The organism is Sulfuricurvum sp. RIFCSPLOWO2_12_FULL_43_24 (assembly GCF_001829605.1).
GTDB lineage: Bacteria > Campylobacterota > Campylobacteria > Campylobacterales > Sulfurimonadaceae > Sulfuricurvum.
In genome coordinates, this window is sequence record NZ_MIBT01000093.1 from 24,228 (window position 1) to 49,250 (window position 25,023).

Annotated in this window: 30 protein-coding genes; 14 read left to right on the forward strand and 16 right to left on the reverse strand. The window is 43.9% G+C overall.

Going from position 1 to position 25,023, the window contains the following annotated elements; all coding sequences use genetic code 11:
* The first annotated feature begins 67 nt into the window (after positions 1 to 67).
* Together rpsT and prfA are read left to right on the forward strand one after the other, a co-directional pair.
* Entirely contained in the window at positions 68 to 334 is a 267-nt protein-coding gene (gene rpsT / locus A3G19_RS08795) for a 30S ribosomal protein S20 (RefSeq protein ID WP_015652533.1), read from the forward strand.
* Positions 335 to 398: 64 nt separating this feature from the next.
* The gene (prfA, locus tag A3G19_RS08800) at positions 399 to 1,466 is read left to right on the forward strand and encodes a peptide chain release factor 1 (protein ID WP_015652532.1); all 1,068 of its coding nucleotides are present in this window, start codon (positions 399 to 401) and stop codon (positions 1,464 to 1,466) included.
* An 81-nt stretch (positions 1,467 to 1,547) separates the two neighbouring features.
* Here the strand turns inward: prfA and dapF are convergent, their stop codons facing one another.
* From dapF to A3G19_RS08815, 3 genes are all read right to left on the reverse strand, one after another.
* Complete coding sequence (dapF, locus tag A3G19_RS08805) at positions 1,548 to 2,297, reverse strand: diaminopimelate epimerase (protein ID WP_294872108.1); 750 nt, start codon at positions 2,295 to 2,297, stop codon at positions 1,548 to 1,550.
* A gap of 168 nt (positions 2,298 to 2,465) precedes the next feature.
* Positions 2,466 to 3,074, reverse strand: coding sequence for a dephospho-CoA kinase (gene coaE, locus A3G19_RS08810; RefSeq protein WP_294872110.1), 609 nt, complete (start codon positions 3,072 to 3,074; stop codon positions 2,466 to 2,468).
* A 121-nt stretch (positions 3,075 to 3,195) separates the two neighbouring features.
* Positions 3,196 to 3,750 carry a spermidine synthase gene (locus tag A3G19_RS08815; protein WP_294872112.1) on the reverse strand — a complete coding sequence of 185 codons (555 nt, stop codon included), beginning with the start codon at positions 3,748 to 3,750 and terminating at the stop codon, positions 3,196 to 3,198.
* Between the two features lie 160 nt (positions 3,751 to 3,910).
* On the opposite strand from A3G19_RS08815, the gene A3G19_RS08820 reads away from it, so the two are divergent.
* The gene (locus tag A3G19_RS08820; protein WP_015652528.1) at positions 3,911 to 4,111 is read left to right on the forward strand and encodes a hypothetical protein; all 201 of its coding nucleotides are present in this window, start codon (positions 3,911 to 3,913) and stop codon (positions 4,109 to 4,111) included.
* A 57-nt stretch (positions 4,112 to 4,168) separates the two neighbouring features.
* A complete protein-coding gene (purM, locus tag A3G19_RS08825; protein WP_294872115.1) occupies positions 4,169 to 5,164 on the forward strand; it encodes a phosphoribosylformylglycinamidine cyclo-ligase in 996 nt (331 codons plus the stop codon).
* 55 nt (positions 5,165 to 5,219) lie between these two features.
* Here the strand turns inward: purM and ccoG are convergent, their stop codons facing one another.
* The 5 genes from ccoG to A3G19_RS08850 form a co-directional block, all read right to left on the reverse strand.
* On the reverse strand, positions 5,220 to 6,662 hold the full coding sequence (ccoG, locus tag A3G19_RS08830) for a cytochrome c oxidase accessory protein CcoG (RefSeq protein ID WP_041192472.1): 1,443 nt from the start codon (positions 6,660 to 6,662) through the stop codon (positions 5,220 to 5,222).
* A 13-nt stretch (positions 6,663 to 6,675) separates the two neighbouring features.
* On the reverse strand, positions 6,676 to 7,326 hold the full coding sequence (locus A3G19_RS08835; protein ID WP_015652525.1) for a recombinase family protein: 651 nt from the start codon (positions 7,324 to 7,326) through the stop codon (positions 6,676 to 6,678).
* Between the two features lie 77 nt (positions 7,327 to 7,403).
* Positions 7,404 to 8,201, reverse strand: a complete 798-nt coding sequence (locus A3G19_RS08840) for a UDP-N-acetylmuramate dehydrogenase (protein WP_294872118.1) — start codon at positions 8,199 to 8,201, stop codon at positions 7,404 to 7,406.
* Positions 8,198 to 8,464 carry a flagellar biosynthesis protein FliQ gene (gene fliQ / locus A3G19_RS08845; RefSeq protein ID WP_015652523.1) on the reverse strand — a complete coding sequence of 89 codons (267 nt, stop codon included), beginning with the start codon at positions 8,462 to 8,464 and terminating at the stop codon, positions 8,198 to 8,200. Before fliQ ends, A3G19_RS08840 begins: the two co-directional genes overlap by 4 nt.
* Before the next feature lie 3 nt (positions 8,465 to 8,467).
* Positions 8,468 to 9,331 (reverse strand): menaquinone biosynthesis family protein, encoded by an 864-nt coding sequence (locus A3G19_RS08850; protein WP_294872120.1) that lies wholly within the window; start codon positions 9,329 to 9,331, stop codon positions 8,468 to 8,470.
* A gap of 177 nt (positions 9,332 to 9,508) precedes the next feature.
* Between A3G19_RS08850 and recA the strand changes: the two genes are divergently transcribed.
* From recA to A3G19_RS08870, 4 genes are read left to right on the forward strand one after another with little or no spacing between them, the layout of a single operon-like run.
* On the forward strand, positions 9,509 to 10,546 hold the full coding sequence (recA, locus tag A3G19_RS08855; protein WP_294872161.1) for a recombinase RecA: 1,038 nt from the start codon (positions 9,509 to 9,511) through the stop codon (positions 10,544 to 10,546).
* Positions 10,543 to 11,811: a phosphopyruvate hydratase gene (gene eno, locus A3G19_RS08860; RefSeq protein ID WP_294872122.1), complete on the forward strand. Its 1,269-nt coding sequence runs from the start codon at positions 10,543 to 10,545 to the stop codon at positions 11,809 to 11,811. The genes recA and eno overlap by 4 nt, the downstream gene beginning before the upstream one ends.
* Positions 11,811 to 12,095: a hypothetical protein gene (locus A3G19_RS08865; RefSeq protein ID WP_294872124.1), complete on the forward strand. Its 285-nt coding sequence runs from the start codon at positions 11,811 to 11,813 to the stop codon at positions 12,093 to 12,095. Before eno ends, A3G19_RS08865 begins: the two co-directional genes overlap by 1 nt.
* A gap of 14 nt (positions 12,096 to 12,109) precedes the next feature.
* Entirely contained in the window at positions 12,110 to 12,727 is a 618-nt protein-coding gene (locus A3G19_RS08870; protein ID WP_294872125.1) for an AMIN domain-containing protein, read from the forward strand.
* A gap of 51 nt (positions 12,728 to 12,778) precedes the next feature.
* Here A3G19_RS08870 and tpx read toward each other — a convergent pair whose 3' ends face one another.
* From tpx to A3G19_RS08905, 7 genes are all read right to left on the reverse strand, one after another.
* A complete protein-coding gene (gene tpx, locus A3G19_RS08875; RefSeq protein ID WP_015652517.1) occupies positions 12,779 to 13,282 on the reverse strand; it encodes a thiol peroxidase in 504 nt (167 codons plus the stop codon).
* A gap of 103 nt (positions 13,283 to 13,385) precedes the next feature.
* On the reverse strand, positions 13,386 to 14,363 hold the full coding sequence (gene tsaD / locus A3G19_RS08880) for a tRNA (adenosine(37)-N6)-threonylcarbamoyltransferase complex transferase subunit TsaD (RefSeq protein ID WP_294872128.1): 978 nt from the start codon (positions 14,361 to 14,363) through the stop codon (positions 13,386 to 13,388).
* Complete coding sequence (locus tag A3G19_RS08885; protein WP_294872130.1) at positions 14,360 to 14,890, reverse strand: alpha/beta hydrolase; 531 nt, start codon at positions 14,888 to 14,890, stop codon at positions 14,360 to 14,362. The genes tsaD and A3G19_RS08885 overlap by 4 nt, the downstream gene beginning before the upstream one ends.
* A complete protein-coding gene (gene dxr, locus A3G19_RS08890) occupies positions 14,884 to 15,960 on the reverse strand; it encodes a 1-deoxy-D-xylulose-5-phosphate reductoisomerase (protein WP_294872133.1) in 1,077 nt (358 codons plus the stop codon). The genes A3G19_RS08885 and dxr overlap by 7 nt, the downstream gene beginning before the upstream one ends.
* Positions 15,957 to 16,715 (reverse strand): phosphatidate cytidylyltransferase, encoded by a 759-nt coding sequence (locus A3G19_RS08895; protein WP_294872135.1) that lies wholly within the window; start codon positions 16,713 to 16,715, stop codon positions 15,957 to 15,959. The genes dxr and A3G19_RS08895 overlap by 4 nt, the downstream gene beginning before the upstream one ends.
* A 46-nt stretch (positions 16,716 to 16,761) precedes the next feature.
* The gene (locus A3G19_RS08900) at positions 16,762 to 17,067 is read right to left on the reverse strand and encodes a hypothetical protein (protein WP_294872138.1); all 306 of its coding nucleotides are present in this window, start codon (positions 17,065 to 17,067) and stop codon (positions 16,762 to 16,764) included.
* A gap of 4 nt (positions 17,068 to 17,071) precedes the next feature.
* Positions 17,072 to 18,397 (reverse strand): NFACT family protein, encoded by a 1,326-nt coding sequence (locus A3G19_RS08905; protein WP_294872140.1) that lies wholly within the window; start codon positions 18,395 to 18,397, stop codon positions 17,072 to 17,074.
* Between the two features lie 66 nt (positions 18,398 to 18,463).
* Between A3G19_RS08905 and A3G19_RS08910 the strand changes: the two genes are divergently transcribed.
* Genes A3G19_RS08910 through A3G19_RS08935 form a run of 6 tightly spaced genes read left to right on the forward strand, consistent with a single transcriptional unit; the run spans position 18,464 to position 24,833 of the window.
* Positions 18,464 to 20,035, forward strand: coding sequence for a methyl-accepting chemotaxis protein (locus A3G19_RS08910; RefSeq protein WP_294872142.1), 1,572 nt, complete (start codon positions 18,464 to 18,466; stop codon positions 20,033 to 20,035).
* Between the two features lie 51 nt (positions 20,036 to 20,086).
* Positions 20,087 to 20,335 (forward strand): hypothetical protein, encoded by a 249-nt coding sequence (locus A3G19_RS08915; protein WP_294872144.1) that lies wholly within the window; start codon positions 20,087 to 20,089, stop codon positions 20,333 to 20,335.
* A complete protein-coding gene (locus A3G19_RS08920; protein ID WP_294872147.1) occupies positions 20,293 to 22,086 on the forward strand; it encodes a TonB-dependent receptor in 1,794 nt (597 codons plus the stop codon). Before A3G19_RS08915 ends, A3G19_RS08920 begins: the two co-directional genes overlap by 43 nt.
* Positions 22,087 to 22,650: a hypothetical protein gene (locus A3G19_RS08925; RefSeq protein ID WP_015652508.1), complete on the forward strand. Its 564-nt coding sequence runs from the start codon at positions 22,087 to 22,089 to the stop codon at positions 22,648 to 22,650.
* Entirely contained in the window at positions 22,651 to 23,997 is a 1,347-nt protein-coding gene (locus tag A3G19_RS08930) for a cobyric acid synthase (RefSeq protein WP_294872149.1), read from the forward strand.
* A 41-nt stretch (positions 23,998 to 24,038) separates the two neighbouring features.
* Entirely contained in the window at positions 24,039 to 24,833 is a 795-nt protein-coding gene (locus tag A3G19_RS08935) for a Fic family protein (RefSeq protein WP_015652506.1), read from the forward strand.
* Here the strand turns inward: A3G19_RS08935 and A3G19_RS08940 are convergent.
* The gene (locus tag A3G19_RS08940) at positions 24,820 to 24,975 is read right to left on the reverse strand and encodes a hypothetical protein (protein ID WP_291750911.1); all 156 of its coding nucleotides are present in this window, start codon (positions 24,973 to 24,975) and stop codon (positions 24,820 to 24,822) included. The two genes, A3G19_RS08935 and A3G19_RS08940, sit on opposite strands and share 14 nt — an antisense overlap.
* Positions 24,976 to 25,023 lie beyond the last annotated feature (48 nt).

A 25,023-nucleotide genomic window follows, 5' to 3' on the forward strand; every position in this document is an offset into this window, starting at 1 on the left:
TAACTTAAATTTAATTATCTTTAAGGTAGTATTCTACCCTAAAAAAAATTCGACAAGGATAAATGCCATGGCAAACCATAAGTCAGCATTGAAACGTATCCGTCAGACGGAAAAGCGTACAGAACGCAACCGATTCTATCGCACACGTATTAAAAACATTGTTAAAGCAGTTCGTACTGCCGTAGATGCAGGAAACAAAGAAGAAGCGAAAGCTGCTCTTGTTATCGCTAACGCTAACCTTCATAAATATGTAAGCAAAGGTGTCTTGAAAAAAGAGACTGCTGCACGTAAAGTTAGCCGTCTTCACCTCGCTGTTAACGCAATCGCAGCCTAATTTTTGCCCTCAGGGCAAAATTCCTTCTTTAATTTTCTCAAAACGCCTCTTTTAGGACACACTTATGTTATCCGACAAACTCACCCCTTTTATCAACCGTTATAACGAATTAACCGAACTTTTGAGTTCTCCCGATATCGGCAATGATATCAAACGAATGACCGATCTCTCGAAAGAGCAATCTTCTATCCAAGCCATTGTTAGCAAAGCGACTGAGTACAAAAAACTCCTCGATGATATTGAAGAGAACAAATCGCTCGCGTTTGATGCAGAACTCGGAGAGCTTGCCAAAGAGGAGTTACGATCATTAGAGCCGATGGTTGAACCTCTCGAGGACGAGATCAAAAAACTCCTCATCCCAAGCAACCCCAATGACAAACGAAACATTTATATCGAATTGCGTGCCGGAACGGGTGGAGATGAAGCGGCGATTTTTGTCGGGGATTTGTTCAATGCCTATGTCCGTTACGCCGATGTAAAGGGGTGGAAAATCGAGCTGATGAGTAGCAGTCCCTCCGATGCAGGCGGATTTAAAGAGATCATCGCCCTCATTAAAGGGGAACAGGTTTACTCACGTCTCAAATACGAGGCGGGAACTCACCGCGTTCAGCGCGTCCCGGCTACCGAGTCCCAAGGACGGGTTCATACCTCAGCCATTACCGTTGCCGTGATGCCGGAAGTCGATGATGTTGAAGTCATTATCAATGAAAATGATCTCAAAATCGACGTTATGCGCTCAAGCGGATCAGGAGGGCAAAGTGTCAATACGACCGACTCTGCCGTACGTATTACCCACCTCCCGACCGGTATCGTCGTCACTAACCAAGATCAAAAATCGCAGCATAAAAATAAAGATAAAGCGATGCAAATCCTCAAAGCGCGTATTTATGATATGCAAATGCAAGAGGCAAAAGAAAAAGAGATGTCGGAGCGTAAAGATCAAGTAGGAACAGGAGATCGCAGTGGACGTATCCGTACCTACAACTACCCTCAAAATCGCATCTCCGATCACCGTATTACCCTCACCCTTTATCGTCTCGAAGAGATTATGCAGGGGGGATTGATGGACGATATTATCGAACCGTTAATTGCCGATACTCAGGCGCAGATTATGGAGAGAGCGGGTTTATAAAAAAATCGCAAGCGATTTTGGGCTTCCTGCCGAAGGAAACCCAGTGTTAACGTAGCCAATCGGGACGCGTTCCGATGGCGTTTAAAATCTCCAGTAGGTTTCAAAAACCCCTTTGACTTCCCCTTTGAACGTAATCGTTCCCTCATCAAGCCCTAAATAGAGCGTTTCTCCGCTTTTAGGATAAACACGAGCATTATCCGCAACCAATCCCTCGATGGAAGCACGATAAAAACACGCTGCCATCCCTGTTCCGCACGCTAATGTCTCATCTTCAACACCGCGCTCATAAGTACGGACATGAATAGCACCATTGCTCTCTACACGGGCAATATTGACATTAGCATTATATTTGTGGCGAAGCTCTCTCGCCATCGCAATATTAAAATGTTCCATATCCGCATCAAATGTCACGAGATGAGGAACGCCGGTATCGATCAGCCACCATCTCATCTCATGCTCTGAAATCGCGTCATTAATCACCAGTGGAGGGGTTAGATCACTCTGAACCATATCCCCCTCCACAGTGGCTTTTATCACCCCTGCACCCGTTAAAAACTCCATTGACTCGTGCGCTAATCCAAAACGATACGCGTAATGAGCGCACGCGCGGCTTCCGTTTCCGCACATTGATGCGGTAGAACCGTCTGCATTGTAAAATTCCCACTCGAAATCATACTGTTCATGAGGAAGAACAACAATCAAGCCATCCGCTCCGATACCGTTTTGACGATCACAGAGAGTTCGTGCAAGCCCTGAGCGATCTGCCCCGTGAAAAGCATGAAAGATGACGAAATCGTTGCCGCTGGCACAGTATTTAGCAATTTGGAGCATGAAGATATCCTCTTGATAAGTCTTTATTGAATTATATAATAGGAAACCTAGATCCTGAATCAAGTTCAGGATGACAAAAATCAAACAACCTTGTTAGATGACAAAAGCTCAACATCCTCGTCATTCCGAACTCGATTCGGAATCTAATTTAGAAGTTATACAAGAAAGTTAATTTATTTTTGGAGCGGGATAAAGCAATTTAATACTATCAACAAACTGCTCACACTCTTTCTGCAAATGTTTAAGATTAGAGGAGTTATCGATTACCCATGTCGCGCGCGATTTTTTCTCATCGATATCCATCTGACTTTCGATGCGGCGCAAAGACTCCTCTTCGGAGAAACCGTTGCGTTTCATAAATCGCTCTAATTGCAATGTTTTAGGAGTATAGACGACCACTGAGTTTTTGATCGGATACGAAGATGTCTCAAAAAAGAGGGGGATATCGATCAGATACGGGTATTTGAGGCGGTCTTGTTTTTCGCTTTGCTCTTCGATCGCAGCACGGATTTTAGGATGGAGAAAACTTTCGAGCTCTTTTTTCGCTTTGGGATCGGCAAAAACTATTTTACCCAAGGCAGGACGATCCACTTTAGAGTTTTTGACAAATTCTTGACCAAATCGTTCCGCTACCCAAGAACTGTTTTCATCCAAAATACGGTGAGCAATCGTATCAGCATCGATGATGCGAAGACCGTTTAACCCGAGCAATGAAGCAACGGTACTTTTCCCCGTTGCAATCCCTCCCGTGAGTGCGATAGCATATTCAAAAGCCATAATTATCTCGAATAGCGCGGTTTTACTGCGCGTGGGCTCTCCGCCGAGGAGAACTTAGCGTTAGAGTAGCTATCGGGACGGGTTCCGATGGCGTGATAAAAAAAATGATATTCAAATGCCATTAGTTACGAATAATTCCGAGGTAATTTTTTCGAACATATTGCGGCATCGCGAATCCGGCGATATGGACATCACAGTTATAGTATTGGTGTCCTTCGAGTAAATCACTGCGCTGTAAAATCAAATCAGCCGTCGGATGATACTCTTTTGAGCAAAGCAAGAGGGTAGAACCATCTTCGAGATGATACGGCATAATAATTTTAAAATAGTTTCCTAAAATCTGCATGAGTTTGGTATTAGCACTCACATCATCCAGCGCAGGATGCTTACACACCATCAAAGCATCTTCTTTTAAAATACGGTTAGCATGGGCGAATACAGCACTATCATCGCTCAGCGTATCCAAAAGTAACACATCGGTGCTTTTATCCGCTTGCTCGCGGAGTCCGTTCAATAGATCATTGGTATCGGCATACACCGATTCTGTGTCACGATAACGTGCCATTTCTGTTTTAAGAAGATCGCTTTGAGTGCTCAGCACCATCACCGTGCGGGGATTTTTATGGGTACACATCGCAACATGGGTCATCATTTCAGGATAGATAAATGTTTTCATTAAGGGTTTCTCTTCTTATGGTAACAGAAATTTTTCAGCGATTGTAACACGCGGAGATTAAAAAGGTTTGAATATTCCATTTATACTCAGAGGTTAAAGGTTAACACGATCTGATTTGCTATAATTTCAAACAATTATTCTTATTAATTCAGGAGCTACAATGTGTGCTGAAAAAATTCAACGCTTTTTAATGGCTATCGTCTTAATCGCAGCAATGCTTTTGTTTGCCAATAACCAATTGCTCTACGCTATGATTCTTCAAACTCTCGTCATTGTGATGGTTATCGTATGGGCCATCACCGATTTTTGCCCTTCATTATGGACATTCAAAAAAGTTTTCGGATCTTGTTACGAAAAATAAACTTCTCCTAACTCTCCCTTCGTTATAATTCCCTCATTACAACAGATGAGGGACTTAATGAGCCAAATCAGCTACAAAGACGCCGGTGTCGATATCGATGCAGGTAACAGTTTTGTCGAAAATATCAAGCCACTCGTTAAATCGACTGCAATAGCCGGTGTACTCGGTGGAATCGGATCATTTGCCGGTGCGTTTGAACTACCTTCTGGATACCGAGAACCGGTAATGCTCGCCGCAACAGACGGTGTCGGAACAAAACTCAAACTCGCTATTGATTCAGGTATTCATAACACGGTCGGAATCGATTTAGTCGCGATGTGTGTCAATGACTTAATTTGTAATTTTGGAACCCCTTCATTTTTCCTCGACTATTACGCAACCGGTAAACTCGATGTCACTGCCGCTACTGCCGTCGTTAGCGGTATTGCTGAGGGGTGCCGTCAAGCCGAATGTGCCCTTATCGGCGGTGAAACGGCTGAGATGCCGGGGATGTACCACTCAGATGATTACGACTTGGCCGGCTTTGCCGTCGGTATCGGAGAAAAAAGCGAACTTGACCGTTCAAACAAAGTAGCTGCGGGAGACATCCTCATCGCATTACCAAGTTCGGGTCTTCACTCAAACGGATTCTCATTGGCACGCAAAGTGTTGTTTGAAAAAATGGGAATGAAATTCGAAGACGAATTTGAGGGAAAACCTCTCATCGAAACGCTTCTTACTCCGACACGTATCTATGTCAAAACATTTAAAGCACTCAAAGATAAGATTCAAGCCCTTGCGCACATCACGGGGGGCGGAATTGTTGAGAACTTCCCACGTGTCCTTCCAGAGGGATTACGTGCCGTTATCTCCGAATCTTCTATCCGTGTTCTACCTATCTTCGAATTGATCGGTCAACACGTTGAACATACCGAGATGTTCCGCGCATTCAATATGGGTGTGGGGATGATTTTGGTTGTTAAAGAAGGGGATGTAGCGGATGTTCTCTCTTCAACGGATGGATACGTTATCGGTCATCTCGAAGTAGGTCAACGCGAAGCAGTTCTCGTATAATTGCTATTCTTTCTTTTGGTACTTTTCTGACTAAACAGAAAAGTACATTAGACTCTTATTTGAGCATATCCGCTCGCGGGAAAGTAAACGTCGACTGACGTGTTACCGCCACTTTATCTTTCGCATCCACCGCATACGCATTAATCGTGATCGGAATAACCGTATCTTTACGATCATCATTCACAAGCACTTCATCCGTATAAAGAACCACTACTTTTTTCTTAACGACGCCCGGTTTAACTTTGAACGGTTTTTCCGGCTGAGCGATTTTAATTTTTCCTTCCATTCCCTCAGGAGCAACGATATTGAAATAGTATTCATGATCTTCGTTTAGCGTATTTTGCAACAAAAAGGTATAGGCGTTATCAACCTGCACTTTACCCTCATCATTTTGATGAACAGAATACAAACGGTTCTCTTTGTTGATATTGAGGAGCATATACTCTTTTTCACTTCCCATCATCCCCAATATAACACTAACAATAATTAAGATAGCAACATAACCCAAGATTTTTGGACGGAAATAGTCCGTTTTACCTTTCATGTAAAGGGTCTCTTTTTCACTTGACCACTCTACAAGGCTCGCTTTACCGAGTTTACCCATAACTTCAGTACACGCATCAACACACTCCAGACAGTTGATACACTCTAACTGAAGCCCTTTACGAATATCGATATGAGTAGGACAAACGCTCACACAACTCTCACAGGTAGTGCATTCAGCATGGCTATTTACCGCAAGCAGATCTTTTTGTTTAATAAACATTTTCTCTTTATGCTCGTCGTAGATATCTCCACCGCGATTCGGGTTATAAATTGCCATAACGGTATCATCATCGTATAAAACCGATTGGATACGTGAATAAGGGCAGACGTAGACACAAAAATTCTCTTGCAAGAAAATAATGTCATAGACCAAGAATAAAACAATCCCGATAATCGATCCCATCAATACCGTATGTTCCATCGGATTTTGAATATAGGCAAAGAAATCTTCCGGCGGTACAAAATACCACATCAGATCGGCCGCAGCAATAAATGACAATCCTGTCCAGAGGAGAATGCCTACTAATCGTTTTACTTTATTTTCAAACTTAGAATAATCCGGTTCTTGTTGTTTGTTTTTAATACGTTTGCGAAGACCCAGCAATTTTGTTTCGATCAAATCACGGTAAACGACACGGAAAATGGTTTGGGGACACATCCATCCGCAGAAAACCCGCCCGCCCAATACGGTAATTCCGAATACCCCGATAAACAAGATCATGAGCAAAAACGGCATCAAATAAAGCTCTTGCATATCAAATTGAATAAACATCAAATGGAGTTTCAATTTATCAAAGCTAAGTAAGAAAAGGTGATTTCCCTCGATGGTAATCCATGGCACTGCCAATGCAAAAATGGTTACAAGGCCATAAAACCAATACCGCATAATACGCCACGGGGTCCACCCCGACAAATACTCTTTTCCTTTTGGGGACACTGTCTCTTCACTCATCATACGACCTCCATCATATAGTTGATTCATCGATTGGGCACTGAATCGTTCCAATCACCGTTGCTTCCGCATCCGTATCGTCTCCGATACCGATGACACCACTCACTACCTCTTTAAGTTCACGCGATTCGATGTAATCTTTGAGAGAGCTTCGACTCACTCCTAAGATACGTGCGATCTCACTTACACTGCGCCGTTTTTTCAACAAATCGATAATCTGCTCCAAATACCTATCAAATTTTGACGATGATTTAGATCCGCGCGGACGGCCGATCCCTTTTTTGGCATCATCTTGAAGCACCTGACGGAGCTGATCGATAAGACCTAAGACAACCATTGTATCACTTTTGCGGTCGATTATCACGCCCGGTTTGACAAAATGGATTGTATTATTATTTTTAAGGAGACAACTAAACATTTGAACGACATCTTCGATGTAGCTGCTCAATGTCCATGTATCATAAACGATCAAAGTATCGCCATCCAAGGATCGGAAAAAACGGACTACTTCATGCCGTTCACTGAGCCGTTTATTTTGAGATGTTTGATCCACAAACTCTTCTTGAATCGCAATCTTTTTTTGATCAGCATAACCATTAATCAATTTAAGCTGTTCATAAACACCATCGAAATCTTTATCGGGACGGATATAACTAACGGTCATTGTATGTTTAAATCCTTTTCAATCTAGAATTTCATCGTCATTTTAACACTTGTGACGACTAAAGTCAATAGAATAGATTATTTTTTCGTCATATTTTCGCAATCAATGATCACAACTTCACATTGTAAGTCCAGGTCAAATGCTGTTTTTACCCGTGTTTGCGCTTCATGTATTAAAGACAAGGCATCCGCAAAAGTACCTCCGCCCATATTGACGAGAAAATTGGCATGAACTTCACTAAAAGCCATAGCACCGACACGCTGACCTTTTAACCCAACCGCTTCGATAAGGCGTCCGGCATAATCACCCGGAGGATTTTTAAAACAGCTTCCGGCACTCGGATCATTCGGTTGATTGGAACGCATCTGCGCAAACATTTCATATCGCTCGGCAGAATATCCGTTTTGTGCTTCGAAAACCGCTTCGAATACCACTTCATCGATAGAAGTTTTACGATAGCCGTATTCGATTTCGCTTTTTTGTTTCCAGCCGCTCTGGGTACGGATTGCAATGAGATAATTAAATATCTCATACTCTTTGAGTCCTGCATTCATTTTAAGCATACCGCCGAGGGTTCCCGGGAGTTTAGAGAGGTACTCAAAATGGGCAATATCATTCTTTTTGCAAAACGACACAACACGTCCCCCCGGCGTAGCGGCACCGATATGGAGACCATCTGTTTCAAGACGAATGAAATCGTACTCTTTAGAGAGGGTCATAAGCGATGGCGGGGTTGGGGAAATAAGAACATTATTAGCAGAACCGACGATAAAATGCCCCTGCGGAACAACATCATTTTCGATGAGTGCAACTTCGACTATTGGGCCGATACGAATAGAACTGAATTTGGAAAAATCGATGCGCTTCGTATTCATTGCATAAAGGTCGGAATCATATTAAAGATACGAATCGTGAAGTCCTGCATTTCGTTCATCATCCACGGCATAGTCAGAATAATGACGACAACAATCCCGATAATTTTAGGGATAAAGCTGAGGGTCATCTCATTGATCTGGGTTGTTGCCTGAAAAATACTGACCGCAAGCCCCAAAAACATCCCGACCAGCAGTGCGGGCAGCGATAAAATGAGAGCAATTTTAAACGTCTCAATCCCCAAACCGATCAACTCCGATTGCATCATTTACGAGTACCTCAATTCGGTGTATTCGAGTGGGATCATAAAATCTCTCGGATTAATTGCAGCGTCAAAAAAGCCGTGTTTATATCCAAGGTTAAATAAGAGTTCGATTGCCTTATATTGTGTTTCATTGAGGGTAATAGATTCGTCATTGGCGTAAAGTTCGAGATATTTTTCCAGTGTCGGAGCATCAATGCGGACGAGATTACGTTCCATCAACATTTTAGAAAGGTTCTCTTTGTGATCACGAGCAATTTGTACCGCTTTGGTTAAAAGATTCTCATACGAAATAGCCGAAGTAATCGGAAGTGATCGGCGAATGGCCATCCCTCCCAAAGGAAGTGGTAAATCACCGCCGGAGAGTTCACACCATACATCCCAAAGCTCGCGCTCCACTTCGAGTGACTCATCGTATCCCAAAATAGATTCATGGATTAAAACACCCGCATCGACAACCCCGTCCAATACCGCTTGCTCAATCTCTAAAAAGTTCATATAAACGATTTTCGCATCGGGGTAGGCTATCCGAAAGAGCAACGCATTAGTGGTATATTTTCCGCTGAGAGCAACTTTGAACCGCTTTTTTAGAACCGTTTCACGTTTGCGGATCAGTTTAGGGCCATAACCTTGACCAAAACTCACCGCTGTTCGAAGCAATGCGTAATCATTCCGGATATGAGGGTAGAGTCCGAAACTAATCGCACTGATATCGTATGTCCCTTTTAACGCTTCGGTGTTAAGGGTTTCAATATCCAAAGCGATATTGTCAAAAAAAGTATTTTCTTTCGTCACCCAACCGAATTTGATGGCGTAATACATAAAGATATCATCAGCATCGGGGGAGTGGGCAATCACCATTTTTTTCACTTAAAATCCTATTCATAATGACAAATCAATTAAATTTTAACCAAATAACGCTAAAATATCTCTATTCCAGAATGCGAATTATTAATATTGCAATTTGCCATATATTTTAAATATATTTCAATTTGTCATATTATGACGTAATTTTAAAACATATTAGTCTCAGGAGAGCACAGCATGATGGATCCAAACAAACTTAAATCGCTTGAACTCGCGATGAAACAAATCGATAAAACGTTCGGAAAAGGGACGTTGATGCGTTTAGGCGACAAAGAGATCGAACCGATCAATGCGATCAGCACCGGGTCTATCGGTCTGGATTTAGCACTGGGGATCGGCGGAGTCCCAGAGGGTCGCGTTATCGAAATCTATGGACCGGAGAGTTCAGGAAAAACTACCTTGAGCTTACAGATTACCGCAGAATGTCAAAAAAACGGCGGAATTTGTGCATTTATCGATGCGGAACATGCCCTTGATATCGGATACGCTAAAAATCTCGGTGTTGATGTTGAAAATCTCCTCGTATCACAACCCGATTACGGTGAACAAGCCCTCGACATCGTCGAAACCATCGTTCGCAGCGGTGCCGTGGATTTAATCGTTATCGACTCGGTTGCGGCATTGACTCCGAAAGTGGAGATCGAAGGGGAGATGAACGACCAGCAAGTGGGAGTTCAAGCGCGCTTAATGTCGAAAGCATTGCGTAAACTGACCGGTATCATGCATAAAATGAACTGTACGATTATTTTCATCAACCAAATCCGTATGAAAATCGGAACAATGGGATACGGTTCACCGGAGACAACAACGGGGGGGAATGCGCTAAAATTCTACGCATCGGTTCGTATCGATGTTCGTAAAATTGCTACCCTCAAACAAGGGGAAAGCCAAATCGGCAACCGCGTTAAAGCGAAAGTCATTAAAAATAAAGTGGCACCGCCGTTTCGTCAAGCAGAATTTGATATCATGTTCGGTGAAGGTATCTCCAAAGAGGGAGAACTCGTCGATTACGGTGTTAAACTCGACATTATTGATAAAAGCGGAGCATGGTTCAGTTTCGAGGATACCAAACTGGGTCAAGGACGTGAAAACGTAAAACAAAAATTCAAAGATGAGCCGGAATTGGCTCGCAGAGTCGAAGAAAAAATTAAATCAGCGATGGGTGTAACAGGCATCATTGCTATGGATGAATCTGATATAGGTGAGGTAGACGAATGATTTTTATTGATGAAGTAAGTGCAATCGAGGTAATGGATTCTCGAGGGAATCCTACCGTAAAAGCAACGGTACAGTTAAGTGACGGAACACGTGAAAGCGCGATCGTTCCAAGCGGTGCAAGTACCGGTAAACGTGAGGCATTAGAACTGCGTGATGGCGATTCTCGCTACATGGGTAAAGGGGTTCTAAAAGCAGTTGAACATGTCAATACTGATATCGCAGATGCGATCATGGGCCTCAGCCCGTTTAACCAAGCGATGGTTGATGCGGTCATGAAAGAGCTTGACGGAACGGAAAACTACGGAAATCTCGGTGCAAATGCCGTTCTCGGTGTATCCATGGCGGTAGCACGTGCGGCGGCAAAAAGTCTCGGAATTCCTCTCTATCGCTACCTCGGCGGTGCCAATGCAATGGTTCTTCCGGTACCGATGCTCAACATCATCAATGGAGGAAGCCACGCCGATAACAGCGTTGATTTCCAAGAGTATATGATTATGCCGGTCGGATTTAGTGATTTTTCCGAAGGTCTTCGTGCTTCTGCCGAGGTCTATCACAACCTCAAATCAATCCTAAAAAATCGCGGTGCTAACACGGCACTCGGTGATGAGGGTGGCTTTGCACCGGATTTGAGCTCGAATGAAGAACCGATCCAAGTGATCATGGAAGCGATTGCTAAAGCGGGATACAAAGCAGGTGAACAAATCGCAATCGCTCTTGACGTTGCCGCATCTGAACTCGTAACAGAGGGTGGATACCGTCTCGATTCTGAAAACCGAACCGTTACGTCTGCGCAACTCGTCGATTATTACGCTGACCTTTGCTCTAAATACCCTATCGTATCGATCGAAGACGGTTTGAGCGAAGATGACTGGGCGGGATGGAAAATCTTGACTGAGCGTTTAGGAAACAAAGTACAGCTTGTTGGCGATGATTTGTTCGTAACAAATGCCAATATTTTGGCAGAGGGGATCGAAAAAGGGATCGCAAATGCGATTTTGATCAAACCAAACCAAATCGGATCAGTATCAGAAACGATGCTCACAGTTCGTCTTGCACAGCGCAACGGCTACAAATGTGTTATGTCTCACCGCTCCGGCGAAAGTGAAGATGCATTTATCGCTGATTTTGCAGTAGCACTCAACTGCGGTGAGATCAAAACAGGCTCAACAGCGCGCGGTGAACGAACGGCTAAATACAACCGTTTGTTGGAAATTGAAACCGAAGTAATGTACGGCGAATATTTAGGGAGTGCCCTCTTTAACTAATGCAACACGATGATCAATTACTGATAGGCGAGGAAAAAGAGAGCTTAAGTGAGCGTTATTTCGGTCTCCCAACGCACAAGTTTCTCCTTGCTTCAGGGATTGTTCTCGTTGTCGGTATTTATATGGGATTCATCTTTTTCGGAAACAACTCACTGAGTGTTCTTCTCGATTTAGAAGAGCACCAAGATTATTTGAGTGAAGATATCGAACGCCTTAAAGCTGAAAATGCTGCTTTGCAAAAGCAATATTTTGAGCTTAAAGAGCTAGATGCTGATTCACAGTAACCATGGGAGATTATATGAAACGTTCACTTTTCCTCTCTCTTTTGCTCCTTTCCCCCTTAGTTGCGCGTGAAAATCCTTTTTTTGCGGCAAAGCCCTCTGAAATGCAAGCAGTAACCTCCAACATCCCTGATACCAAACCCAAGCTAAGCAGTGTCAGTTATACCCTGCCCAATCAGGCCCGTATTTTAAAAGAGGTCACGTTTACCATTCAAAACATCGATGGAAGTATCGAAAAGCAAAAAATGCAGATAGATCAAAGTATCGACTGGCACCGTTCTCTTACCATATCTCAATCCAGTAACGCTGCTGCAACACCTTCATTCAGTCATAATAGTGCTTCCTCGGCTAACTTTGGATTTATACGCTTTGATACCAAAGGAAAATACCTTGCCATCAAAACAACCGATCCTTTGGTACGCCATTTTGTTTTAAGCAGTCCAAACCGTATTGTCCTAGATTTCAAACATGATGCGGTTTTCCAATCGACGCAACAAGAACTTAATTCAGCCCCTTATCTCAGTGTATCATTAGGAAATCACGGCAAATTTGCCCGTGCGACGATTACCCTTGATGGTCGTTACAATTATGCGCTCAATAAAACGGGTGAGTTGATTAGTATTACGTGTAAATAGAAGAAGATTTGAGAAGGAAGAAAATTCTCTCCATAGGGAGAGAATAAGAACTTATGCTACGGCAGCCAATGCAGCTTCGTAGTTTGGCTCTTCAGTGATTTCAGGGACGATTTCTTTGTAAGTAACAACACCCTCTTCGTTTACTGCGAAGATTGCGCGGCATGTTACACCTGCAAGAACAGAACCGCCAAGTAATACACCATACGCGTTTGCGAAATCTTTGTTACGGAAATCTGAACATACTGTCAAATTGTCAATTCCTTCTGCTTGGCAAAAACGCCCTGCTGCGAACGGAAGGTCAAGAGATACGATTGTAGTGATAACGTCTTTAAGACCAGCAGCTTTTGCATTGAAGTTACGTGTTTCAGTCGCACATACACCTGTATCCAATGACGGAACAACAATAATAAGTTGTTTTTTGCCTTGCGCGCCACCAACCGTAACATCACCAAGACCTGCTGAATTAACAACCGTAACTTCAGGTGCTTTATCCCCTACATTTACGGTATTTCCTAAAAGTTCTACGTCAGTACCCTTGAATTTAGTCGTTGCCATATTGGCTCCTTCTTTTGTGTTGTTTTATTTTATGTGGGAAGTATATTTTAAATCGGATAATTTGACTCTGAATTATGAAAGAGGTGTTTTGACTTAAGCTATTTCACAGTTTACAACGGGGATTGATCGCAATGCTATTATAAGGTTGCATTGCTCCTAAGAGATATGCCTCAATTGCCGCGCGTCCGATCATAGCTGCATTATCGGAACAAAATTTTAATTCTGCAAGGAGTAATTCGGCTTTATAGGGGGCGAGTATTTTTGTGATATTCTCTCTGAGGTAAAGATTTGCACTCGCCCCTCCGACAATCGCGAAACGTTTTGGCGAATGGGATTTAAAATACTTTTTGAGTTTTTGAAGCAGGTGTTCGGTTGCCGTTTTCTGAAAAGCGCTCGCGATATCGGGATAGGCAGCAACACCATTGGCTTCTATCGCAAGGCGCACTTGATTTTTGAGTCCTGAATAGCTGAACGCTATCAGCGGAGATTGCCATAATGGGACGGTAAAGCTCACTTTACTCGAATCACCACTGTGGGCCAACTGTTCAATCAACGGCCCTCCTGGATACCCTAACGCCATCATTTTCGCCACTTTATCGAAACTCTCCCCGTAACTGTCATCCATAGTAGTAGCGATCGTCTCCATCTCAGTATACGATTTAACTTCTATTAACTGAGTATGACCACCGGAAACGAGTAAAACGGTGATCGGTAAAATCGCCTCTTTCTCTATAAAGAGGGAATAAATATGCCCTTTCAGATGGTTGATCGGAAGTATCGGGATATCCAAAGAGATACTAAGCGCTTTTGCCATCGTAACCCCCTCGATCAGCGTTACACCCAATCCCGGTTCATTGGTGACGGCAATCGCTTTGAGCTGATCGAACCACGGCTCGCACTCCGCCAAAATACGGGGCAATGCTTCAGCGTGCAAACGGCTGGCGAGTTCGGGGACAACTCCACCGTACACTGAATGTTCTAACTCTTGAGAAATTTTCTTATGATAGACCAGTTTTTTGGTTGCAATCTCTGTTATTGCAATTGAACTGTCATCACAGCTGCTTTCAATACTGAGGATCATTGCAATACCCACTCTTTGACCCAGGGCCACTCACCAAACCCTGAAGCAGTGTTAATGTGTCCGGCATCCACAATCACCCTCATCTCTATCCCCAGAGCCTTTTGAAGCGATAAAGCCTCTTCTGTGCTCATATAGGGATCATTGGTCGATGTGACCAACAGTGCCTCTTCGGCAAACAGGTTTTTAGGGGCTTCGAGCGGGAAAAAAGTTTTGAGTGTCTCGATTTCACACGTCAGCTTCGGAGGAGCAACCAATAAAAGCCGTTTTACTGAAGCGATCTCGCCTTCATTGCATAGATGAAACCATGCAATATTAGCAAGTGAATGACAAATAACGACGTCGGGCTGAAAATCACTCAGGATCGATTTGATCTGTTTCATCCAGCGATTTTTACTCGGGAAATGGGGGTTATCCAGAAGAGGGAAGCTGACGGTGCCATAGTTTTTCGCGATCTCACCAGAGAGCCATGCCTGCCAATGAGGGTCATCCGATCCGCCCCATCCGTGTAACATTAGGACTTTTAACATTGTATCCCTCGGACAAATGCGCGTACTTCATGATCAAGATCGAAAATAGCATCGATGGATTCAGGTGCTGTGCTAAACGTCTCATACGCACGAAGGATCATTGTAGAAATATCGATAAAGCGGATATCGCCCGCGACAAAACGCTCAATCGCCGCTTCATTCGCCGCATTAACGATAACACCTCGCGCAGGGTTACGGAGCAAATCTTCTTTGATTTGCCAAATCGGATACCGTACGCTCTCAATAGGACGAAATTCCAATGCTCCTACGCGGGTTAAATCAATCCGATCCACAATCGGAGTATCCACATGACCCATAAGCGCGTACGCGATCGGAAGACGCATATCGGCATGGGCAAAATGGGCCGTTGTAGAGCCATCCGCATAATCGATCATGGCATGAATGAGGGATTTAGTCTCAATCACGGCATCGTATTTCCCCTCGCCGAACAGCCACCTCGCTTCGAGAAGTTCAAACAGTTTGTTGACCATGGAGGCACTGTCAATGGTGATTTTTTGCCCCATGGACCAGTTGGGATGTTTGAGAGCATCTGCCAAAGTGGCGGCGGAGAGTTGCTCCAGCGGCCAGTCTCGGAATGCTCCGCCGCTGGCGGTAATCATCATCCGATCAATTTTTCGGCTTCCTTGGTTGAGATACCATAATCCAAAGTGTTCGCTATCGATAGGGACAACGCTGGAAGTATCGACAAACGCTCCGCCGACCACCAAAGACTCTTTGTTCGCCAAAGCGATTCTTTTACCGCATTCCAGCGCTTTGAGAGTCGGTCGAAAACCTGCAAATCCAACCAAAGCATTAACGACATGTTGTGAAGCGGATTCTTCGATCGCATCAAGAATCGCCGCTTCTCCCGAGCGAACATCAGGATGATTGACACGAGAACAATCATCCTGATCCATGACAACGACACGTTTGGGAGAATGTTTCAGGATTTGTTGGTTGAGAAGATCAATATTACGCCCGGCAACCAAAGTATCGACGCTCAGATTAAACTGTTGCGCGATATTGAGGGCATTGACTCCGATCGAACCGGTGGAGCCCAGTAGGATCAAACAAGGCCCCGAAGGAGAACAAGCATAATAACAGAGGCGAAAAGATAACCGTCAATTCGATCTAAAACACCGCCGTGACCCGGAAGGATTGAACCGCTGTCTTTTACCCCCGCTTGACGCTTAAGATAACTCTCAAACAAATCACCGAAAACCGCACCGATTGCCGCCGCCATAGAGATAATAATCGCTTGGGTAATATCAACGATCGTGATGCCGATAAAAAATCCCGCACCCGTCGCAACGGCAATACCGCCATACACACCCTCACGGGTTTTGCTCGGACTGGAGACGCTAAAGGGCGTTCTGCCGATACTGCGTCCGACCACATATGCCCCCACATCTGCCGAAGCTACAACCACGAGAAGCCATAACATAGCTCCCATCCCGTACTCTTGGTACATACTGAGCATAAAAAGCATCCCCGCCGTCGGGTAGATAAAGGGGAGAAAGTTTTTAGGGGAAATATTCTGAGTATACGCCACTGCCCCTGCAAAAATAAGCCCCGCAATAACAAACAAATCTTCACCGTACGGATAAAGTGCCGCAGCAAGCCACAAAATAGCCGCATACGCATACAAAGAATTGTTGTTAATCCCAAACAAACGGGTCGCTTCATGAAATGCCAGAAGATAGACAATACCCATCACTGCCCACATGAGCCAAAAGTTGTTGATAAGCCCGACGATCAAGACGCCGATAACCAGAAATACCGCAGTAACGATACGTTCTTGCGTTGAATTTTTTGCAGTTTGCATAGTTTGGTTAACCAATGGTTTTAGAATTTTGAAATTATAGCGAAAATCACACTTTTATATCCAAAATATGGACCGGTTTTGGCGGCGGAGGCTCCTCCTCCTTTTCCTCATGATGCGAGGAACGCCGTTCTTCTTGTTCCGCCTGTTCTTTGGTATGCTCACGATCGGCATCAACTCCCTGATTTTCTTCGGTCGGCCGCACCTCTTGGATCTCTTTTTGTGTCTCTTGCGAAGCGGAGGCAGCAGCGAGTGTTTGAAGTTCGAATCGGTTTAAAATAGCGTTCTTTTCACTTGCCACGCTTGCCATTTGCTGATTGACGTAAATCGTATTGCCAATGGGTCCGATTGCCATAAGATTACCCTTTTTGGATATTTATCGTTTTAAAATTCGTATAGAGGACATTTGCGCCCTCCCCCATTTTCACTTCTCTTCGGGGAGTATAATCGACCAAGTAACGCCCTTTCTCAAATACCGAAAAATCAACACACAGTTTTGCTGCTGCTTCGAGAAGACGCTCAGGGAGCTGCTGTTTATCGGTACTGATGAGCACATGGGCCGAAGGTCGATCTTTGAGATGCATCCAAATATCACGGGCTTTGGAATTTTTGAGCAGTTCGATATTTCCTTTTTCACTTTTGCCAAGGGAGACTTTTACCCCCTCAATCCAAAACTCGGCAATCGAATCAGAGGTTTTAAGTTTTGACTTGGGTGTTTTCGCGGGGAATAGCAGGGCTATCTCCTCAGGTGAGGATGCCTCAGATACGGTCTGGATAAAAAGCTCAAGATGACGGATTTTGGCTTCGAGGTTACCCCTCTCCTGATGCAATCCGATTGCTTTTTGTTTCGCTTTTTTGGAACGTTTGAAAAAACTCTCCGCACATCCTGAAGCACTGCTGCAACCGCTTGGAAGTTCTAGATGGATGATCGTCCCGTCAAAATCACTCAAATCGACGCTCTTCTCATACGGTTTTATAATTTCTAAATTTGCCAGAACCAAATGCCCTGAATTTTGTGACTTTTGAGACTCTTCCCTTAACACTGATTCGCTCTCAAGGGCATTCAAATGTTTTTGCAGTGTCGCTAAGCGTTTAGTTAAAAGGGCTTTCTTCTCATTTTTCAGCCGATCAAGCCGATCACGATTTCGATGACGAAACTCTTCGAGTAAAAATGCTCTCACATCCGCCAACGGGTAATGCTGCGGTTCGTAATGAGGTTTGGGAATCTCTCCTAGTTTTTGACCAACGCGAACACTGCGGGTAGAAACGTCATCATCGATATGGCGCAACGCTTCCAATACGATCTCATCTTTGTCCATAATAATGACATTCGTATGTTTACCGGTAAATTCAAACTGTAAAATCGTGGTTTCCGATTTGTACGAACCGCTGGTACTTGCGGTGAGGCGGATAATTTTATCGCTATTATAAAGCTCGACGGTGTGTAGGGTTGAGCGGTTAAACCGTTTCGCGAGCAAAATATCAAACGGAGCTTGATACATTTTCCCGCGATTGGCTGCTTCACCGATACTGATCGTCGAATTCCCCCTCTGCATCTCAAAATTCCAACTGTTCTCTCGATCGAAAATCAGGCGTATCCCGGTGTCATCATAACGGTATGCAGCAACGATATGGGTGAAGCGTTCCATATACTTCGCAATTTGTTCTAAATAAGAAAATCTCATATTTTACCTTCGCTTTAGAAAAAGAAAACTACAATGACATCATCTAACCAATAATGGATATTAAAAATGCCTCTTTTTAACACGATTAAAGCCAAATTTATTGTCAATCTTGTGGCAGCCATAAGTGCCATCCTCGTAAGTGTCATTGTAGCATACTTCATTGCGGTAGGGTCGATCAAAACGATCATGATCAGTGATCTCAATACGGTTGCCGATGTTCTCGAAAAAAATGTTGTCTTTGTCGCGGAACTCAAACCGAAAGGGTATGAAGATGAAAAATTTAAAGATGAAATCAAAAGTATCAAGATCGGTAAAAGCGGCTACGTCTATTTTATCAACGCCGAGGGGGTAATGACCATTCACCCGAAGGATGAAGGGCAGAACAAAGCGGGACATGATTACATCGATCACATCCGTGCCGACAAAGCGGGCGGTGTTTACGAGTATGTCTCTGCAACAACGGGTCAAGACAAAATTGCCGCTTACCGATATATCCCTGCATGGGATATGTGGGTTATTCCCGGAATCAATAAAGCCGATTATTTTGATGAGCTGCAATCGAGTTTTTTCAAATGGTTCTTGATTTTAGGAACCGTTTTAACCGCGATTTTGATCGCTATCAACTATTTTTCGGGCACCAGTATCCTCCGCCCTATTGAAGAACTCGATAATGTTTCCAGCGATTTAGCGCACGGCAACGGAGATCTTACGAAACGTCTTCCGATTCTCAATAAAAATGATGAAATCGGTATCGCCAGCAACTATCTCAACCAATTTATTGCCAAAATCCAAAATACGATCAACGATACCAAGCAAATCACCACTTCAGCTGTCGGTTCTACCTCAACACTCAACTCGGCGGCCACAAACCTCTCTGCCCAATCAGAAAAAACCAATATGATCGCACAAACGACTAACAAAACTGCCGCTGAGATCGGTGCAACATTAGAGCAAAGCGTTGATATGGCTAAAACGACACTCAAAAATAGCCAATCCACCGAAAAAGAGCTTTCTCACGTACGTGAGATTGCCAACGCTATTACCCGTGAAATTCACAGTGCAACGCAAATGAGTAATGAGTTGGGTGAGCGTTTTACCCAGCTCTCATCTGATGCGGCCAGTGTCAGCGGCGTATTAAGTATCATCTCTGATATCGCCGATCAAACCAACCTGCTCGCCCTCAATGCCGCGATTGAAGCAGCACGTGCAGGGGAACACGGACGCGGATTTGCCGTTGTTGCCGATGAAGTACGTAAACTCGCCGAACGTACCCAAAAAAGTCTCACCGAAATCAACTCTACAATCTCTATCGTTATCCAGTCAATCTCCGATTCTTCCGATATGATGAGCAGCAACAGCGACAATATCGAGCGTCTCGCGGAGCGGAGTGAAGAGATCGACGTCAAAATTGATTCCGCTTCGACTGCACTGCGTTCAAACGTAGATGCAAGCCAACAAAGTGTTCAAGAAGCCGAAAATATGGCGCATAAAATTCATGAAATTATCAGCAGGGTCTCTGAAATGTCCGATCTCTCCCAAAGCAATCAAGAGGAGATCAAACAAATTTCTAAAATTACTGCCGAACTCTACAATGCCGCAACAAGCCTAAACGCACAACTGAATCAATTCAAATCCTAAATTACTACCCTCCCTTTTTCGCTATAATTCCCAAAAAAATTGGGGAGGATAGTGATGCGTTCACCACGCGGATTCGGTAAAAGCTACTTTTCACTGGTCGCTATCCAAGCCTACGCTTCTGAGGTTCGCCTCCTCCAAAACATCACCCGCATAGAGCTCGTCGCTCCTGTTTGCCCCATCTACATCTATTCAGCTGTTTCTCCTCCTAAGAGTGTCCTCCTCTCATCCATTATTACGACTATTAATCAAGGACACTCATGTTTAAACACACCCTATCACTTGTTGCCGCAGCAACATTAGTCGCCTCAGCACAGGCCAATGCCCTCACACTTGATCCAATTGTAGTTTCTGCTTCCAAAACTGAACAATCCCTCAAAGACATTACGGCTAACATCGATGTTATTACGGCCGAAGAACTCGAAGAAAAACACATAACCTCAGTTATTGATGCGCTCAAAACACTCAGCAATATTCCAATGGCCCAAAATGGAGGAATAGGGAATCAAAGTTCCTTTTTTCTTCGCGGATTTAGTTCTGAAAATGCCATTGTTTTGGTTGATGGCATTCGCTATAACGATCCGACTACCACCAAAGGACAGGCACAGCTAGAGCACCTCATGGTGAATGATATTGAGCGGATTGAAATTTTAAAAGGGGCACAAAGCGGGATTTGGGGAGCGAATGCCGTTTCCGGTGTTATTAATATCATTACCAAAAAAGCAACCGAGCAACTCAAAATAAGTGGTACCGCTGAGTACGGCAGCTATGCTACAACCAAATTAGGGGCTAATATCTCTCAAAAAATCGGAGCCTTATCGTACTATTTCGGGGCCAATCAAATCAAATCAAATGGATTTTCAGCCACAACCCCCAAAGGGGGAAATCCTGAAGATTACGAAGATGACGGCTATAAAAATGAGACTCTCAACACCAAACTCAGCTACGATGTGACCTCATCAGATACGCTTGGTGCTCAATTTACTTTTATCGATGCAAAAACACAATACGATGCATACGCCCAACCAAACAGTGAATCCAATGAGATCCATCAAATCAACCGTTTAGGGAGCATCTCTTACGAGCACCGTCTCAATAAAGAAGATTCGATCAGCGCCGCTTACAGTATCTCCAGCTTCGACAAAAAAGATCCGCTCGGATACACCAAAGCTTTTAGCGGAACGCACAAAGAAGCTTCGCTCCAAGGAAACTATCACTATGCTCCAGACGGATTTTTGGTTGTAGGGGGCAATGCTCTTCATTCGAAAGATACCGTTAGCAGCAAAGAGCTTGATTCCAAAGGGATTTTCCTCACCAATACAAACCGTTTCGAAAATCTCATCCTTACCGAATCGATCCGCCATGATGCGTACGATACATTTAAGGATAAAACAACCGGCAAGATTGGGGCAAAATATGATTTTACAAATGATATTTCACTCAGCAGCAATTACGGAACCGCCTATCGGACCCCTTCACTCTTTGAACTCTATGCTGGCTATTACGGAAATGCCAACCTCCAGCCTGAAACCACCAAAAGTTTTGATATTACCGGAACCTACAAACATCTAAGTGCGACCTATTACAATAACTTGGTCGACAACCTTATCGGATCCAATCCATCAACCTACGTCTACGAGCAAGTCACCGGTAAATCACGACTCAAAGGGTTTGAACTCTCTTATAAAAATACCATCGCAAGCGATCTGGTATTAGACCTCGGGTATAACCGTCTCTGGGCTAAAAATCAAAACAATCAAGACCTTCAACGACGGGCAAAAAATACGTTTCGAAGTGGATTAGACTATTATGGAATCAACAAATTGCATTTAGGAATCAACACCCATTATATTGGAACACGCTATGATGATCTGGCACAAACCAAACAGACCGGACGTTATACGCTCTGGGGAGCGGTCGTCAACTATGATGCGACTGAACATATCGGCTTTTATCTAAAAGGGGAGAATTTGGGCGACAAACTCTATCAGGAAGTAGACGGATACGGGAGCGCCGGACGAAGTCTCTATCTCGGGCTAAACGCAAAATTTTAAATGCTTAAACTCTCTTTTCGCCCCTACCTCCGCTACAAATTTTTTAACGCCCTCTTCACCGGTATGGTGGGGGGATCGGTTTTTACCATCTACAGTTCCCTGAGCCCCTCAACGTTCTCGATCGGAGGAATACTCCTTGCATTGGGGATGATGGGAATGGCATACCTCTACCATCGGCTGATGAATCTAAAATACTTTTTTCGCTTTACTCTCGCCACCGAACTTATCATGCTCCTCATGGTGGGTTATTACCTCCTCTTTTCATCCAATATTATGAGTGCATTGATCATCTACGCTGCCTATCAACTCTCCTTTATCTTCGGAGGGTATCTGGTACGAGCCGAAACCCATTTCGCCCGACATGCACGGGTGATGGGGTGGATCGATGTTGCCAAACAGCAGGGTTCGCTGGCGGGATTGGCACTCTCCTATGGATTTTACAAACTCATAGAGCATTATGGGATTACCAACGCCACAGAACAGGTCTATGATTTGCATTTTGTACTCTTTGCGCTGGAGGGGATGATTATTATTGCTCTGCTCCGTGCTTTTAGGAGAAAATAAATGCATTCAATCTCCATTTTCGGCACCTCATCCGATGCAGGGAAATCGACCCTGACATTTGTCATCGGAAGACTCCTTCAAGAGCGGGGGATCAACGTCGGGGTGTTCAAAGCACAAAACGTCTCCAACAACTCCCATGTGTGTGATGACGGGTCGGAGATTGCCATCGCCCAGTATTTTCAAGCCGAAGTGCTGGCTCTTCCGACGAGTTATCATCTCAATCCGATTCTCCTCAAATCGGGGCACGGAAACAGCGCCTCAATGATCGTAAAAGGGCATGTCGTCGAGGAGAAAGAGGTGCGGGAATACTACCGCGATCTCGATCTCCTTAAACCTGCCGTCGATGAGTGTTTCGAATATCTGAGAAATCGTTATGAATGTGTACTATGCGAGGGGGCGGGGAGCCCCGTCGAACTCAATCTCATGGACAAAGACCTCTCCAATATTTACATCGCACAAACGTACGACACTAAGATTATCCTCGTTGCTGACATCGAACGCGGAGGGGTTTTTGCCTCGATCTGGGGGGTCTACAATCTCCTCCCCGAAAAGCTGCGTGAAAATGTCATCGGGGTGATCGTCAATAAATTTAGAGGCGATAGAACCCTGTTTGACGATGGGATAAGAATCATCGAGGAGCGATTCGGTATTCCCGTCCTCGGTGTCCTCCCCTATCTCCCCCTTAACCTCGGGTTTGAAGATAGCCAAAGTCTCAAAAATTTCGTCCAAAACAAACCACATCCTCTCAGAAAAATCGGGATTATCAACTATCCCACGATGAGCAACTACAACGATTTCGAACCTCTCATCGCCGATGAAACAATCTTTGTCGAGTTTATCACCTCCAATGTTTCGCTGGAGAGCTATGACCTCGTCATCCTCCCCGGCAGCAAACGGGTGATAGAGGATCTGCGGTGGCTCAAAAAAGTGGGACTGTTCGACGCACTCCTAAAAAGAAAAAAAGAGATACTGGGAATTTGCGGAGGGTATCAAATGATGTTTGAGACCATCATCGATGAGGAATGTGTCGAAACCGCTCTCCCCAGTCGCGAAAGTGCTCTGGGATTTATCGACGACGTTATTGTGTTTCAAAAAGATAAAGTGCTGAACAAGGGTGAATATGAGATTTTTGGCACAACGGTGAGAGGATTTGAGATCCATCACGGGGTGAGTGAAAAATATCCGCTTGTTTATGAGAAAGGGAACATCAAAGGGACGTTCGTTCATGGGCTTTTCGACGATGATAAATTTGAGCATTACAAAAAAACGACCATCGACAGTTTTCTTGCGACGATGAGAGAGGAGATCGATATGGAGCGCGTAATTGAGAGTATAAACGCGGTATAATAAACGACCGTTTTGAATAGGATTTTTATAACGAACAGACAATGATTAAATCCAAATACCTCCTTTATACTTTTAAAACTACCCATAATACCCCTATCCAATATTGGTACGAAACAGATACACGATACTTCAAATCAACGAAGCCACCAAAAAATATTCTCGATAAAGTGAACCTGGAATGTAACGAATTAATCTCTGAACACATTATCTCAAACCCGTGGAATCATTGGGAGAGCAATGACATTCAAAAGATCATGACTGCCAACGGGGTATGTATCAACTATCTCAAATCTACCGATAGCGATTTGATCCAAAAGCACGAGGATTTAAAACTGCTCGAACTTTACAGCAATTTGGTCGTAAATTTCGATATTTCGAGATCATTCGGTTTCAATACCGTCAAAAAATGGCATAAGAACGTTTTTGAATCGATTTATCCCTTTGCGGGAGAGATTAGAACAGTCGAAATGAGCAAAGGAGATTGCCTCGAAGCGTGGACATGGAGACTTGAATTTCTCAATGGACTACCCGATTTGAACATTCTAATCAAAGAAGTTTCTAAAAAACGATATGAGGATATAGAATCGATCACAGCGGATTTATCCCTTTTGTTGAGCGAGTTTTTGTTTATCCACCCTTTTCGAGAGGGAAACGGACGAATTAGCCGACTTTTAGGCGATATTATTTTGGCAAAAAACGGATTGCCCATGATCGGGCTAAACCTCAAAAGCGGTGATAATTATATTCAGAAAGTACATGAAGGGTATCACTGCAACTATGAACCGTTGCAGCAATTATTGATTGATAAAATCGAAAAAGAGATTAGGAATGGATAAGTCGATAATGTTCTTTCAACTCTTTTTTGGTGGTTTTAGAACCTTCCGCTTTGGCAGAGGTATAAACCGAATTGACGATCATCGTTTCCCGCTTTTTAGCGGTAGAGAAAAATTTATTGGTATTGGCGATAGTTTTTTTCATAAAAATCCCTTTTTGCACCCTACAAAACGTACTATTAGTTTCACTGGT

Bases quoted from the DNA above. Each gene is read 5' to 3' on its own strand.
- rpsT (WP_015652533.1), top strand. From the start codon at position 68: ATGGCAAACCATAAGTCAGCATTGAAACGTATCCGTCAGACGGAAAAG.
- prfA (WP_015652532.1), top strand. From the start codon at position 399: ATGTTATCCGACAAACTCACCCCTTTTATCAACCGTTATAACGAATTA.
- dapF (WP_294872108.1), bottom strand. From the start codon at position 2,297: ATGCTCCAAATTGCTAAATACTGTGCCAGCGGCAACGATTTCGTCATC.
- coaE (WP_294872110.1), bottom strand. From the start codon at position 3,074: ATGGCTTTTGAATATGCTATCGCACTCACGGGAGGGATTGCAACGGGG.
- A3G19_RS08815 (WP_294872112.1), bottom strand. From the start codon at position 3,750: ATGAAAACATTTATCTATCCTGAAATGATGACCCATGTTGCGATGTGT.
- A3G19_RS08820 (WP_015652528.1), top strand. From the start codon at position 3,911: ATGTGTGCTGAAAAAATTCAACGCTTTTTAATGGCTATCGTCTTAATC.
- purM (WP_294872115.1), top strand. From the start codon at position 4,169: ATGAGCCAAATCAGCTACAAAGACGCCGGTGTCGATATCGATGCAGGT.
- ccoG (WP_041192472.1), bottom strand. From the start codon at position 6,662: ATGAGTGAAGAGACAGTGTCCCCAAAAGGAAAAGAGTATTTGTCGGGG.
- A3G19_RS08835 (WP_015652525.1), bottom strand. From the start codon at position 7,326: ATGACCGTTAGTTATATCCGTCCCGATAAAGATTTCGATGGTGTTTAT.
- A3G19_RS08840 (WP_294872118.1), bottom strand. From the start codon at position 8,201: ATGAATACGAAGCGCATCGATTTTTCCAAATTCAGTTCTATTCGTATC.
- fliQ (WP_015652523.1), bottom strand. From the start codon at position 8,464: ATGCAATCGGAGTTGATCGGTTTGGGGATTGAGACGTTTAAAATTGCT.
- recA (WP_294872161.1), top strand. From the start codon at position 9,509: ATGGATCCAAACAAACTTAAATCGCTTGAACTCGCGATGAAACAAATC.
- eno (WP_294872122.1), top strand. From the start codon at position 10,543: ATGATTTTTATTGATGAAGTAAGTGCAATCGAGGTAATGGATTCTCGA.
- A3G19_RS08865 (WP_294872124.1), top strand. From the start codon at position 11,811: ATGCAACACGATGATCAATTACTGATAGGCGAGGAAAAAGAGAGCTTA.
- A3G19_RS08870 (WP_294872125.1), top strand. From the start codon at position 12,110: ATGAAACGTTCACTTTTCCTCTCTCTTTTGCTCCTTTCCCCCTTAGTT.
- tpx (WP_015652517.1), bottom strand. From the start codon at position 13,282: ATGGCAACGACTAAATTCAAGGGTACTGACGTAGAACTTTTAGGAAAT.
- tsaD (WP_294872128.1), bottom strand. From the start codon at position 14,363: ATGATCCTCAGTATTGAAAGCAGCTGTGATGACAGTTCAATTGCAATA.
- A3G19_RS08885 (WP_294872130.1), bottom strand. From the start codon at position 14,890: ATGTTAAAAGTCCTAATGTTACACGGATGGGGCGGATCGGATGACCCT.
- A3G19_RS08895 (WP_294872135.1), bottom strand. From the start codon at position 16,715: ATGCAAACTGCAAAAAATTCAACGCAAGAACGTATCGTTACTGCGGTA.
- A3G19_RS08900 (WP_294872138.1), bottom strand. From the start codon at position 17,067: ATGGCAATCGGACCCATTGGCAATACGATTTACGTCAATCAGCAAATG.
- A3G19_RS08905 (WP_294872140.1), bottom strand. From the start codon at position 18,397: ATGAGATTTTCTTATTTAGAACAAATTGCGAAGTATATGGAACGCTTC.
- A3G19_RS08910 (WP_294872142.1), top strand. From the start codon at position 18,464: ATGCCTCTTTTTAACACGATTAAAGCCAAATTTATTGTCAATCTTGTG.
- A3G19_RS08920 (WP_294872147.1), top strand. From the start codon at position 20,293: ATGTTTAAACACACCCTATCACTTGTTGCCGCAGCAACATTAGTCGCC.
- A3G19_RS08925 (WP_015652508.1), top strand. From the start codon at position 22,087: ATGCTTAAACTCTCTTTTCGCCCCTACCTCCGCTACAAATTTTTTAAC.
- A3G19_RS08930 (WP_294872149.1), top strand. From the start codon at position 22,651: ATGCATTCAATCTCCATTTTCGGCACCTCATCCGATGCAGGGAAATCG.
- A3G19_RS08935 (WP_015652506.1), top strand. From the start codon at position 24,039: ATGATTAAATCCAAATACCTCCTTTATACTTTTAAAACTACCCATAAT.
- A3G19_RS08940 (WP_291750911.1), bottom strand. From the start codon at position 24,975: ATGAAAAAAACTATCGCCAATACCAATAAATTTTTCTCTACCGCTAAA.